The organism is Arthrobacter sp. NPDC057009 (assembly GCF_042673905.1).
In the GTDB taxonomy this organism is placed as follows: domain Bacteria; phylum Actinomycetota; class Actinomycetes; order Actinomycetales; family Micrococcaceae; genus Arthrobacter.
In genome coordinates this window covers 173,261-185,009 of record NZ_JBHUSB010000009.1, presented here as the reverse complement: position 1 = coordinate 185,009, position 11,749 = coordinate 173,261, and the positions used below count along the sequence as shown (strand labels likewise).

Genomic DNA, 11,749 nt, shown 5'->3' with positions numbered 1-11,749 from the left:
ACCGCCGCCACACACAAAGGTCCGCCCCACGCTTCCAGGAAGCGTGCACTGCCATGCCCCGAACATGTACTTGACAGGACCTATAGCCAGCTAGGCCGGCACCGGGTATGCGGCGCCGGGCAATCGTGTTTGCTTTCGTTGGGTTCAACCGGATCCCGGGACGTGCTCTTCCCGGAACAGCCGGATTGCCGGCGTGACGTTTAACACACGCCGGCGTTCTTCCCCTTCCACGAAAGGCTGCCGGCGGCGGGCCCTCTCGCGCCCGCGTCCGGCGGGGTATTCTTGCTCGTGAAGATCCAGCCCGGCGAGCGGGCACACTCCCCCCTCCGAAAGGCCCCGCCAATGAGCATGCTCGGAATCAAATGGAAGCTGCACGGCAACGGCAAGGCCGTACGCCCGGGCGAGGTGGTTGCTCCCGGCGAACGGCTCACATGGCCGCTGACCATCGGCGTGGGGATGCAGCACGTTGTGGCCATGTTCGGCGCCACCTTCCTGGTGCCGATCATCACCGGAATGCCGCCGGCCACCACCCTCTTCTTCTCCGGCATCGGCACGCTGCTGTTCCTCGTGATCACCCAGGGCCGCGTTCCCAGCTACCTTGGCTCGAGCTTTGCGTTCATCGCGCCCATCATGGCGTCCCAGCAGCAGTTCGGCATCCCGGGGGCGCTGGGCGGAGTCGTGCTCGCCGGCGCCGGGCTCGCCGTGATCGGCGCGATCGTGCAGAAGTTCGGGGCCGACTGGATCAACCGGCTGATGCCGCCCATTGTCACCGGCGCCATCGTGGCCCTGATCGGGCTCAACCTTGCACCGGCCGCCAAGAACAACTTCGACGCCGCCCCCGTAACGGCGTTGGTCACGCTGGTCACCATCATCGTGGTGAGCGTCCTCTTCCGCGGGATCCTCGGCCGGCTCAGTATCCTGGTCGGCGTCGTGGTGGGTTACCTCGTGGCCATGGTCCGGGGCGAGGTGAACTACGCCAAGATGGACGCCGCCGCCTGGGTGGGGCTCCCCCACTTCCAGACCCCCGAATTCCACCTGGGTGTGGTTGGCCTGTTCGTCCCCGTGGTGCTGGTCCTCGTGGCAGAGAACATCGGTCACGTGAAGTCTGTTTCCGCCATGACGGGCCAGAACCTGGACGGAGTTTCTGGCCGCGCCCTGATGGCCGATGGCGCCGCCACGGTGCTGGCCGGTTTCGGCGGCGGTTCGGGCACCACCACGTATGCGGAAAACATCGGCGTCATGGCGGCCACCAAGGTCTACTCCACGGCCGCCTACTGGGTGGCCGGCACTTTCGCCATCCTGCTGAGCTTCTCGCCGAAGTTCGGCGAGCTGATCGCCACCGTGCCGCCGGGTGTGCTGGGCGGCGCCGCCACCATGCTGTACGGCATGATCGGCATCCTCGGCGTCAAGATCTGGGTCCAGAACAAGGTCAACTTTTCGAACCCCGTCAACCTGACCACAGCCGCGGTCTCCCTGATCATCGGCATCGCTGACTACACCTGGACGGTCGGGGACCTGAAGTTCACGGGCATCGCCCTCGGGTCAGCCGCTGCCCTGGTGATCTACCACGGCATGAAGGCCATCGCTAAGGCGCGGGGCACCGCCGCCGAGCCCGAGACGGAGCAGCAGGGCCTGCCACCCGCCGCCAAGGCCGCCTTGAACGCCGCAGCGAAGAGGCACCCCAAGAAGCGCTAGCTGCTTCCCGGGGTGCCTCCGAGGCGTCCCGCTGCGTTTATCCGGCGTCGAACGTTTCGTCCTCGTCGTTGGGTGACTTCTCCTTCGGCAGGTCGTTCCCGCTGCCGTCCGGAATGCCCGCAGCCTCCTGGCCCGGCTCAGAGGAGAACTGCCCGGCGCTGGATTCGTCGGCGTTGCCCGCGTCGATTTCGGCGTCCGCCGACGGCACGGCGGTATCCCCGTCCTCGGCGCCCGCCCCGGGCGAAGCATCGGGGTCACGCGGCAGCGGCGATTCACCGGGGACCGGGTCAAAGCCCGCCACGGAACTCTCACCCTCGGCGTGCAGTTGGTCGTCGGTTCCGCCAAAACGTCCGGCCCCGGGTTCACCCGAGCTGTCCTGGTCCTCCTCGGCAAAGTGGCTGAGGTTCGGGGTGCCGGTCTGGAAGGTCTCACCCTCGGGGCTGTTCTGGTTCAGGCCCGCGGCGTCGAAGTCTTCTTCCTCGCGGGGCTGGGCAAACTGCTGGCCGCCTGCTTCCTGTTCCGCGGTGGGGGTGCCGTAGCCTCCTACTTCCTCTTCAGGGGCTGCATGCTGGTTGTCCTGGCTCATCTGTTCCTCCTGTTTGGTGGGGAATTGCTTGGCTGGGAATTACTGGGCACTGCGGAAAAACTCAAAGGGCCTTGCCGCCGGTGACGGGAACCACCGCGCCGGAGATGTACGAGCCGGCATCGGATGCCAGCAGGACGTAGGCGGGGGCAAGCTCGGCGGGCTGGCCGGCGCGCTGCAGCGGCGTGTCCTGGCCGAACTTCGGCAGCTTGTCCGGCCATTCGGTGGCGGGGATGAGCGGCGTCCAGATCGGCCCGGGCGCCACGGCGTTGACGCGGATCCCCTCGGGCCCGAGTTCCTGGGCGAGTGCTTTAGTGAATGCCACCTGGGCCGCCTTGGTCATGGCGTAGTCAATGAGCCCGGGCGACGGATTGAATGCCTGGATGGAGGCCGTGGTGATGATCGAGGCACCCGCTTTCAGGTGCGGCACCGCTGCTCGTGCGGTCCACAGCAGCGAGTACAGGTTGGTCTTGAAGACCCGGTCGAACTCCTCCGTGGGCAGCGACTCAAGGCTGTCCCGGTTCTTCTGGTACGCGGCGTTCAGAACCACCACATCGAGCCGGCCAAACTCGGCAACGGCATCCTGCACGATGGCCGTGCTGAAGTCCTCGTTCCTGCCGTCGCCGGCGAGGAGCAGTGCCCGGCGGCCGGCCTTGCGGATCCATTCGGCGGTGTCCTGCGCGTCGGCTTCCTCCTCGGGAAGGTAGGAAATGGCGACGTCGGCCCCCTCCCGTGCGAAGGCGATCGCCACTGCCTTGCCGATGCCGGAGTCGCCGCCCGTGATGAGGGCGGCTTTGCCTTCCAGCGCGCCGCTTCCCTCGTAGCTCAGTTCACCATGGTCCGGTTGCGGATCCATGGGCGCGGTCAGGCCGGGCTGCTTCTGTTCCTGCTCGGGGAAGGGTCCCGAATGGTACGTCCCCCGGGGATCACCGGGCTGGTGAGGCTGCTTCGCTTGGTCGCTCATCGTCCACCTACTCACATCGGTCGGGCAGTACGGTCGGGCTGCTGTCTGCGCGTCATCCATGCCCGCAGTTCTTCGAACCTAACGCAGATTTGAGGGGCAAGTCCACCACCTGGCAAAAAACTAATCAGCAAACTTAGTATTTGTTGAATTAGGGCCAACTTGAGCCTAGGTTTGGAGCACAGTGCCCGCCGAAGGGCCAGACAAAGGAGGGCTAATGAGCGATCCGGACTCCACGGCTGGCAGCGGCAGGAACGAGACACGAGAGGAACAGTTGGACCGCAACTGGATGGAACTGATCCAGGAACTGCGGGTCCTGCAGACCGGCGTCCAGATCCTCGCAGGCTTCCTGCTGACACTCCCGTTCCAGCAGCGGTTTGAGACCCTCGATGACTACCAGGAGACGCTCTACCTCGTTAATGTGGCCCTCGCCGCACTTACGACGGCGTTCATCCTCCTGCCGGTCAGCGTCCACCGCAGGCTGTTCCGCAAGCGCCTCAAGGAAACCCTCGTGACCAGCGCGGACAACATCGCCAAAATCGCCCTGGGCGGAGTGGCGGCACTCAGCGTCGGGACGGCGTCCCTGGTGTTCGATGTAACGGCAGGACGCACGGTGGGGCTGGTGGCCGGCGGCATACTCCTCGCCGTGCTGGCCATCCTCCTGGCCTATGTCCCCGTTTACCTGCACCGGAAGGCCGAGCATCAGGGAGACTGAGCGGTCAGGCCCCTTCGAGCACCTGGCGCGTGGCCCACGTGAGGTATTTGCCGGCGTCGGAGATGGCTTCCTGCGTACTGGGCGCGACGTCCAGCAGCTGCGCCGCGGCCACCACGCCGTGTTCGGCCAGTTCCTCCGGCGTGACCAGGATCCGCCCCGCCACCGCGACGACGGGAATGCCGCGTTCCCGGGCCGCCTCGGCTAGCGCGATCGGCGCCTTTCCGGTGAGCGACTGGGAATCCATGGACCCTTCGCCGGTGATCACCAGGTCGGCGTCGGCGAGCCGCTCCGCCAGCCCGGTCAGCCCGGCCACCAGCGCGAAGCCGCCTTCCAGCGTGGCTTGGGTGAAGGCAAGGAACGACGCCGGGAAGCCGCCGGCCGCGCCGGCGCCCGGGACGTTGACGTCCCGGCCCGTCAGCTCCCGGAGGAGGGAAGCCCAGTTGCGCAGGCCGGCGTCGAGCTTCTCGACCGCGTCGTCGTCGGCGCCCTTCTGGCGGCCAAAGACGTGGGCGGCACCGGTGGTGCCGTAGAGCGGGCTCTGCACGTCGCAGGCGATCCGGAACTTGACTGCCGAGAGCCGCGGATCCAGTTCGGAAATGTCGAGGGAAACGACGTCGGCCAGTGAGCCGCCGCCCAGCGGCACCACGTTCCCGGCAGCGTCAAGCGGCTTGAGGCCCAGCGCGCGCAGGGCGCCGCTGCCGGCGTCGGTCATGGCCGACCCGCCGACACCCAGCACGATCTCCGTCGCGCCTGCGTCAAGCGCGGCCGCGATGAGCTGCCCGCAGCCGTAGCTGTGCGCCCGCAAAGAGTTCTCCGGAGTGGGCTCCATATGGGCCAGGCCCGAGGCCTGGGCGGTCTCGATGACCGCGGTGCTGCCGGCGTCGTCCTTCCGGAACGCCCAGGCAGCACCTATCGGGGCGAGGATGGGACCAACAACGGCGTTGATCCGCTCCTCGTAACCTGCTGCAACGGCCGCCTCAAGGGTGCCCTCACCGCCGTCGGCCACCGGAAACTGGGTGGTGACGGCGTCGGGATAGACCCGGAGTGCACCCTCGGCGATGGCGGCGGCGGCTTCGACGGCGGTGAGTGATCCCTTGAACTTGTCAGGGGCGATGAGGATACGCATGCCCCTATCCTGCCATCAGGAGCCCGCAAGGCCTTTGCCGGACGCGTAATGCGAGTCACACAAGCAGCGGGTCAGCTGCCCTGCACCTCCTGGCCCGCATACGCCTCCAGCAGGGCTGCCGCCCCTTCCCCGGATCCGCCTTCTTCGGACAGTGCTGAACGCATGTCCTCCAGCTTTTCCGCCCCCGCCGGGAACGGCGGCAGGAGCGGCACGTCCGGATCGGTGAGGACCTCGATCAACGCAGGGCGTTCCGCGGCGAGCGCCCTGTCCCAGGCACCGGCCAGCTGCTCCGGGGAATCCACGCGGATGCCGGTCAACCCCAGTAGCTCAGCGTATCCGGCATACGGGAAGTCCGGGATTTCCTGGCTGGCGGGGAACCTCGGCTCGGACTCGTTTTCCCGCTGCTCCCACGTGACCTCCGCGAGATCGCGGTTGTTGAACACGCACACCACGAAGCGCGGATCCGCCCACTGCCGCCAGCGGTGTGCCACGGTGACCAACTCGGCAATACCCGCCATCTGCATGGCACCGTCACCGGCCAGGGCCACGACGGGCCGGTCCGGTGAGGCGAGCTTGGCCGCGAGCCCGTACGGGACCGAACAGCCCATGCTGGCGAGCGTCCCCGAAAGGTGCGCCGGAACTCCGGGCGGAAGGACCAGCTGGCGGGCATACCAGTAAACGCAGCTTCCGACGTCGACACTCACCTGCGCGTTGCCCGGAAGCCGGCCGCTGAGCTCCCGGACCACGAGCTCCGGGTTCACAGGGCTGGCCGGAACACGGGAGCGCTCCTCGGACAGGGAGCGCCAGCTGCGGACCTGCTCCTCCACCTCCGCCCGCCACTGCTTGCGGGCTTCGGCCCGCGGCTGTGCGGCCGGCTGCGCGTCGGCGCCCTTGAGCAGGTCCGCCAGCCGGCCAAGGGTTTCGGCGGCGTCACCCACCAGACCCACTTCAATGGGGTACCGGTTGCCGACCTTGCGCCCGTCGATGTCCACCTGGACGGCGCGGGCAGCGCCGGGTTTCGGGTAGAACTCGGTCCAGGGGTCGTTGGAGCCGATGATCAGGAGGGTGTCGCAGTTCCCCATCAGGTGGGCACTGGCGGTGGACCCGAGGTGCCCCATGGTGCCCGCCGCGAACGGCAGCGTCTCATCCATGTACGGCTTCCCCAGGAGGCTGGTGGTGATGCCTGCGTCCAGCTGCTCCGCCAGGGCCAGCACCTCGGCCTGCGCGTTCTTCGCACCCTGCCCCACCAGGAACGCCACCTCGCTGCCGGCCCGCAGCACCTCTGCGGCCCTGCCCAGGTCGTCCTCATGGGGCAGCACCCGGGCCGGCTGCCATTCCGGGGCGGTGACCACGATGCCGTGCTTCTGTTCGAGCTCCGGGGCCGGGGCGCTCTGGATGTCATGCGGCACGATCACCACGCACGGAGTCCGGGTTTCCAGGGCCGTGCGGAACGCACGGTCCAGCACCATGGGCAGCTGCTCGGGCGTGCTGACCATCTGGGCGAACTGCGCCGCCACATCCTTGAAGAGTGTGAGCAGGTCAATTTCCTGCATGTAGGCCGACCCCAGCACAGTGCGGCTCTGCTGGCCGATGATGGCCACCACCGGGACGCTGTCCAGCTTGGCGTCGTAGAGCCCGTTGAGGAGATGGACGGCGCCCGGGCCCTGGGTGGACGTCACCACGCCCACCTGGCCCGTGTACTTGGCATGGCCCACTGCCATGAAGGCCGCCGCCTCCTCGTGCCGGGCCTGTACGAACTCGACGCCGGTAGACTCCACGCCGGCGCTACTAAACCCGGTGCCGCTACTGCCCTCGGTGCCGTTACCGCCCTCGGCGCTGCGGCGGAGCGCTCCCATAAAGCCGTTGATGCCGTCCCCGCTGTAGCCGAAGACCCTGTTGACGCCCCAGGCCTTGAGGCGCTCCACCATTACATCGGCAACCAGCCGGTCAGCCATTGCACACTCCTCCTGATCGTCGTCCTGTCCTGGCAGTCGTCCTGCTTATTCGTCGCGCCCCTGGTCCCCGCTCATCTGGTCTTCGGCGGGCGGCGTCTCCCCAGGCGGCACTCCCCCGCCTGGTTCAAGGCCGGTGACGTTGCCGTTCAAGGGGTCAGGATTGGGTGTGGCGGCTGAATCCCCACGCTCACCCTTGCCGGCTTCGCCTGCCTTGGCGGCGTCCCGGTCCGGGTTAGCGGGGTCATTTTCGGGATGGTAAGTGCTCATGGTCGCGGGTCCTCCTTGGTTCTGGCCGCCGGTCTTGGCGGCGGACTTCACTGACGGACTCATGCTGCCGGAGTGGGTAACTCTGGACCAGTCCGGCAACACTGGACTAATTGTAAGCATGCTGATAATTCTGGAACAGTCAGATGCCGCAGAGTCCGGCCCGGCCGGAACGTATCGAAGGAGCAAACTGATGGGAATCGGCGACAGCATTGGCAAATCAGCTGAAAACGCGATGGAGGACCTGGCACGGACGTCCGAGCCGACCGACGACGCCCATGTGCCCGAACCTGGCTCAAAGGACGACGACATCCAGGTCCATTCCTCCATCAGCGAAGGTTCCAACGCCAGGGACGGTGATGCCGGCCCGCGGGCGGGCGTCCACACGACCTACACACCGCAGGGCCCGGGCACCGAGGCGAGCGGCGGCCAAGGCACGTCCGGCGCTTATGGCACGGAAGAATCAGCAGGCACGGATGAGTCAGCAGGAACCGCGGCATCCGGTGGCATAGGCGCGGCGGGCACGGACGCGCCGGACGCAGCCCGCGGGGTCCCCGGGCCGGCGGGGCTTCCCGATCCGGACCCGGAGGAGCTGCGCGCCGATCCTTCCGAGGGGGACCAGGACCCCGGCACCGGACTGGGCCGGGGCTAACCCCACTGCCCCGCTAGCCCCACTGTCCGCGCGCCTGCAGGACTTCCTTCAGCAGGTCGGCGCGGTCTGAGACGATCCCGTCCACGCCGAGGTCGAGCAGCCGGTGCATCTCGGCGGGGTCGTTGATCGTCCAGACATGCACATACAGTCCCAGCTCGTGCGCGCGGCGCACATACTCCGGCGTGACGACGGGAATGGCCCGGTAGCGCACCGGCACCTGCAGGGCATCGACGTCACGCAGCGCCCGGCGCAGCACGGCCCGCACCGGGGACCTGACTCCGCGGACCGAGAGCAGCGGCCCCAGCACCAGGAAGAGGGCATTAACCAGGGTCCCGGCCGATGAGGCGGTCCGGCGGCTGAGCCGCTTCAGGACTGCACGGCGCCGGAGGTCGGAGAAACTCGCGATCAGCACACGGTCGTGGACCTGGTGGCGCTCGATCGCGGCCACGACGCTGGGCACGGAGTGCCAGTCCTTGACATCAAGGTTGAACCGCGTGCCCGGAAACGCCGCCACGAGCTCGTCGAAGGTGGGCACGGGCTCCGCCCCGCCGATCCGCACCCGGCGGACCTCGTCCGCGGTGAGGTCGTGGATCCTGCCGCGGCCGTCGGTGACCCGGTCCAGGGTGCGGTCGTGGAACAGGAGCAACTCACCGTCGGACGTGGTGTGGACGTCCGTCTCAAGGTGGCAAAAGCCAAGTTCGACGGCGGAGCTGAACGCCGCCAGCGAGTTTTCCAGGCCCTCCAGCGAGAATCCGCGGTGCGCCATGGCCACCGGGCTGCCTGACGCGGCAGAAGAGCCGGAAGGATAGCCGGCGGAGAAGTAAGGCAGGGGTCCGGTCATTCCCGAAGCTTAACGGAGCACCCCTAGGCCGGCAGGATCTCCACGCCGTCGCTGCAGTGCAGCAGCGTGCGGCCTCGGCCGCCGTCGAGATCCACCCACACCACGGTACGGTCCGCCGTCAGGGCTGAAACACGGCCGCCGGTTTCAAAGCCGGGCGACAGCCGGACGGTGACGCGGTCGCCCTCGCTCAGCGCCGACCAGTGAGCGGACGGCTCCGCCGGCCGCAATGGCGCCTCGGCGGCAATTTTGGTCTTTCTCCTGGCCACGACGTCCCCTATCGGTCACTCATCCAACACGCCACACCCTAGGGTGCGCACATGAACGCAAGTTGATCGCCAGCCGGGAGTTCGGTGGCAGGCCGGCGACGGCCGGTTTACGGCAACTGGAGGCCCAGCGCGGCGAGCCTTTCCTCCAGAATCTGGGCCACGCCGTCGTCGTCAAAGTGCGGCGCCTGCTGGCCTGCAGCCCGGATCGCCTCCGGGTGGCCGCTGGCCATGGCATAGCCCTGACCGGCCCAGCGGAGCATCTCAATGTCATTGGGCATGTCACCGAACGCCACCACGTCCGAGGCGTCGATCCCCAGCGAGGCGGCATACTCGGCCAGGGTGACGGCCTTGTTGATTCCCGGCACGGCAAGCTCCAGCATGGCGACGGTCGGCGCCGAGTGGGTTACCGAGGCGAGGTTCCCGACGGCGGGGCTTACCTGTGCGAGGAACTCGTCGGCCGTGCCCTCCCGGACTATCGCCAGGAACTTCACGACGGCGTCTTCCGCAGTGAGCGTCGAGGCCAGCGGGGCAGGGGTGAATTCGGACAGCAGCTCGCTTGAGCCGTTTTCGATAAAGCCGGGCTCGAGGTGGAAGCCGGTGAGGGTCTCGGCTGCGAAGAGGGCGGTGGGGCGGAGGTTCTTGATGATGCGGCGGATTTCGAAGATGTCGTCGATGGCCATGGTCTGGGCCGAGACAACCTTGTCCTCTTCCAGGTCCCACACCACGGCGCCGTTGGAACAGATCACGGTGCCCGTGTGGCCCAGCTGCTCCTCGAGCGGGTGGAGCCAGCGCGGCGGGCGGCCGGTGACGAAGACGAGTTCGACGCCGGCGTTCCGGCAGGCGTGGAAGGCACGGACGGTGCGGTCACTGATTCTTCCGTCGTGCCCAAGGATCGTTCCGTCTATGTCACTCGCTACCAACCGCATGGTGCCAGTTTACGTGGGCTCAGGAGACGGGGAGGCTCACCGTCACGGTAGTGCCCTTGCCCGGCGCACTGCTCAGGCTGATGGAACCGCCATGGCCCTCGGCGATGGTCTTGCTGATCGGCAGGCCAAGGCCGGCGCCGGGGATGGCCGTTTCACGCGAGCGCGCAGCCCGGAAGAACTTGGTGAATGCCTGCTCCTGCTCCTGATCGTCCATCCCGATCCCGGTGTCTGCGATGGAACAGACGACGTGACTGTCCGCCCGGCGGGCAATCGCCGTGACCTTTCCCCCGTGCGGCGAGAACTTGATCGCGTTGGATACCAGGTTGCCGAACAGCTGCCGGATCCGGCCGGGATCGACGCGGGCGGTCAGGGGTTGTTCGACGTCGAGGACGAGTTCCACGCCGCTGCCGGCTGCCTTGGCGGAGGAGGAGGCCACGACGCCGGCCAGCAGGCCGGCCACGTCGGCCTCCTGCAGCGCCAGCTCGATCCGCTCGGAAGCAATCGCAATCAGGTCGTTCACAAGCCCCAGCAGGTTGTGGGCGTTCCGCTGCACGATCTTCAGTTCCTCCTCGATGTCCTCATGGCCGGGCTCGTCGAGGACCAGTTCGAGGTAGCCAAGGATGGACGTCAGCGGGGTGCGCAGCTCGTGGGAGACGGTGGCCACGAAATTGTCCTTGGCCGACAGGGCATGGATCAGCGCCGTGACTTCGGCGAACGTGATCACCGCGCCGCGGCGGTCACCGCTGCCGGAGCCCATGGTGCGGGCCGTGACGGAGTAAGCACGCATGCCCCGACCCTGACTAGCCCCGCCCTGACCGGCCCCGCCTTCAGCAGCCCAGCTTTCACCAGCCCAGTACAGTTCGTCCGTGAACGTCTCGCCGGCCGCCGCCCGCGCTGCGGGGAAGCGTTCGGGCGGCACCGGAGTGGTGCGGTCCGCTTCGAAGAGCCACGGCCGGCTGCCCGGCGGGGCCGGGCGCGAGAGTGCGGGATCAGTCTGCAGGGCCTTGTTGGTCAGCACGTCCTGTCCGTCCTGGTCCACGACCTGGACGGCCACATTCACTGTGGAGAGCACGGCATCCAGCAGCCGCTGCCGGCGGACGCTCTCGGCGGCTGTGTCCGCGAGGGCTTCGTCTTTCCTGACCAGGGTCTGCCTCTGCCGGTAGAGCGTGCCCGCCACCACGTGAGCCGTGACGGCGATGGCGGCCATGACAAGGGGCATGAAAATCGTGCGGATCATCGATGCCTGCGTGGGCGGGGTGCCAAAAACGGCGGGGGGAAGAATCGTGCTGAGGATCGTCGCGGCCACCGCGAGGACCACGCCCGTCCGGTCGCGGTCAACGGACAGCCAAATCACGGGAAAGACCAGCAGCAGGCTCAGGACGTTGAAGTTGGAACCTCCGGCCTCCCTCGTGAAGCCGATGGCCACGCAGTCGAGCACCGGAATCACGGCGCACGCCTTTGCCGGAAGCCTGCCCCAGGGAACGGCGACGCTCAGTGTAAGAAGCGCGGTGTGTGCCAGCAGGGCGAGCCGGAAGCGGGGATCAGCCAGTGTCTCCGGGTAAAAAACCCAGGCGGCCACAACCACCAGCAGCACCGTCACTGAAAGGGGCAACTGCCTGACAACGACGCCGCCGCGCCCGCCAAGCCCGCCAAAGAATGCGTCCACCCTGTCGGCCAATGGTGTACCGGAACCGGTGTCTGGCCAAACGCCCGGCCGGTCCCGCGGCACACTTACACGACCCATCAGTCTCTCCCCCGGAGCAGC

Annotated in this window: 12 protein-coding genes; 3 read left to right on the top strand and 9 right to left on the bottom strand. The window is 67.6% G+C overall.

Annotated elements, in window-relative coordinates; genetic code table 11:
* Positions 1-342: 342 nt before the first annotated feature.
* Positions 343-1,695: a uracil-xanthine permease family protein gene (locus ACFTR6_RS11970; protein ID WP_076799201.1), complete on the top strand. Its 1,353-nt coding sequence runs from the start codon at positions 343-345 to the stop codon at positions 1,693-1,695.
* A gap of 37 nt (positions 1,696-1,732) precedes the next feature.
* Here the strand turns inward: ACFTR6_RS11970 and ACFTR6_RS11965 are convergent, their stop codons facing one another.
* Positions 1,733-2,281 carry a hypothetical protein gene (locus ACFTR6_RS11965; RefSeq protein ID WP_076799202.1) on the bottom strand — a complete coding sequence of 183 codons (549 nt, stop codon included), beginning with the start codon at positions 2,279-2,281 and terminating at the stop codon, positions 1,733-1,735.
* A 61-nt stretch (positions 2,282-2,342) separates the two neighbouring features.
* A complete protein-coding gene (locus ACFTR6_RS11960; RefSeq protein ID WP_377958083.1) occupies positions 2,343-3,242 on the bottom strand; it encodes an SDR family oxidoreductase in 900 nt (299 codons plus the stop codon).
* Between the two features lie 214 nt (positions 3,243-3,456).
* On the opposite strand from ACFTR6_RS11960, the gene ACFTR6_RS11955 reads away from it, so the two are divergent.
* On the top strand, positions 3,457-3,954 hold the full coding sequence (locus tag ACFTR6_RS11955; RefSeq protein WP_076799204.1) for a DUF6328 family protein: 498 nt from the start codon (positions 3,457-3,459) through the stop codon (positions 3,952-3,954).
* A gap of 4 nt (positions 3,955-3,958) precedes the next feature.
* Here the strand turns inward: ACFTR6_RS11955 and ACFTR6_RS11950 are convergent, their stop codons facing one another.
* From ACFTR6_RS11950 to ACFTR6_RS11940, 3 genes are all read right to left on the bottom strand, one after another.
* Entirely contained in the window at positions 3,959-5,080 is a 1,122-nt protein-coding gene (locus ACFTR6_RS11950) for a glycerate kinase (protein WP_076799205.1), read from the bottom strand.
* 71 nt (positions 5,081-5,151) lie between these two features.
* The gene (locus tag ACFTR6_RS11945; protein WP_377958082.1) at positions 5,152-7,035 is read right to left on the bottom strand and encodes a thiamine pyrophosphate-requiring protein; all 1,884 of its coding nucleotides are present in this window, start codon (positions 7,033-7,035) and stop codon (positions 5,152-5,154) included.
* 45 nt (positions 7,036-7,080) lie between these two features.
* Positions 7,081-7,302 (bottom strand): DUF6480 family protein, encoded by a 222-nt coding sequence (locus tag ACFTR6_RS11940; RefSeq protein ID WP_377958081.1) that lies wholly within the window; start codon positions 7,300-7,302, stop codon positions 7,081-7,083.
* A gap of 190 nt (positions 7,303-7,492) precedes the next feature.
* Here ACFTR6_RS11940 and ACFTR6_RS11935 point away from each other — a divergent pair, with 190 nt between their 5' ends.
* Positions 7,493-7,951, top strand: coding sequence for a hypothetical protein (locus ACFTR6_RS11935; protein ID WP_377958080.1), 459 nt, complete (start codon positions 7,493-7,495; stop codon positions 7,949-7,951).
* 13 nt (positions 7,952-7,964) lie between these two features.
* Here ACFTR6_RS11935 and ACFTR6_RS11930 read toward each other — a convergent pair whose 3' ends face one another.
* The 4 genes from ACFTR6_RS11930 to ACFTR6_RS11915 form a co-directional block, all read right to left on the bottom strand.
* Positions 7,965-8,792: a glycerophosphodiester phosphodiesterase gene (locus tag ACFTR6_RS11930; protein WP_377958079.1), complete on the bottom strand. Its 828-nt coding sequence runs from the start codon at positions 8,790-8,792 to the stop codon at positions 7,965-7,967.
* Positions 8,793-8,815: 23 nt separating this feature from the next.
* Complete coding sequence (locus ACFTR6_RS11925) at positions 8,816-9,058, bottom strand: hypothetical protein (RefSeq protein WP_377958078.1); 243 nt, start codon at positions 9,056-9,058, stop codon at positions 8,816-8,818.
* A gap of 107 nt (positions 9,059-9,165) precedes the next feature.
* Positions 9,166-9,984 (bottom strand): Cof-type HAD-IIB family hydrolase, encoded by an 819-nt coding sequence (locus tag ACFTR6_RS11920; RefSeq protein WP_087872777.1) that lies wholly within the window; start codon positions 9,982-9,984, stop codon positions 9,166-9,168.
* 19 nt (positions 9,985-10,003) lie between these two features.
* Positions 10,004-11,650: a sensor histidine kinase gene (locus tag ACFTR6_RS11915; RefSeq protein ID WP_377958077.1), complete on the bottom strand. Its 1,647-nt coding sequence runs from the start codon at positions 11,648-11,650 to the stop codon at positions 10,004-10,006.
* Positions 11,651-11,749 lie beyond the last annotated feature (99 nt).

Bases quoted from the DNA above. Each gene is read 5' to 3' on its own strand.
- ACFTR6_RS11970 (WP_076799201.1), top strand. From the start codon at position 343: ATGAGCATGCTCGGAATCAAATGGAAGCTGCACGGCAACGGCAAGGCC.
- ACFTR6_RS11945 (WP_377958082.1), bottom strand. From the start codon at position 7,035: ATGGCTGACCGGCTGGTTGCCGATGTAATGGTGGAGCGCCTCAAGGCC.
- ACFTR6_RS11955 (WP_076799204.1), top strand. From the start codon at position 3,457: ATGAGCGATCCGGACTCCACGGCTGGCAGCGGCAGGAACGAGACACGA.
- ACFTR6_RS11960 (WP_377958083.1), bottom strand. From the start codon at position 3,242: ATGAGCGACCAAGCGAAGCAGCCTCACCAGCCCGGTGATCCCCGGGGG.
- ACFTR6_RS11930 (WP_377958079.1), bottom strand. From the start codon at position 8,792: ATGACCGGACCCCTGCCTTACTTCTCCGCCGGCTATCCTTCCGGCTCT.
- ACFTR6_RS11935 (WP_377958080.1), top strand. From the start codon at position 7,493: ATGGGAATCGGCGACAGCATTGGCAAATCAGCTGAAAACGCGATGGAG.
- ACFTR6_RS11950 (WP_076799205.1), bottom strand. From the start codon at position 5,080: ATGCGTATCCTCATCGCCCCTGACAAGTTCAAGGGATCACTCACCGCC.
- ACFTR6_RS11920 (WP_087872777.1), bottom strand. From the start codon at position 9,984: ATGCGGTTGGTAGCGAGTGACATAGACGGAACGATCCTTGGGCACGAC.
- ACFTR6_RS11940 (WP_377958081.1), bottom strand. From the start codon at position 7,302: ATGAGCACTTACCATCCCGAAAATGACCCCGCTAACCCGGACCGGGAC.
- ACFTR6_RS11965 (WP_076799202.1), bottom strand. From the start codon at position 2,281: ATGAGCCAGGACAACCAGCATGCAGCCCCTGAAGAGGAAGTAGGAGGC.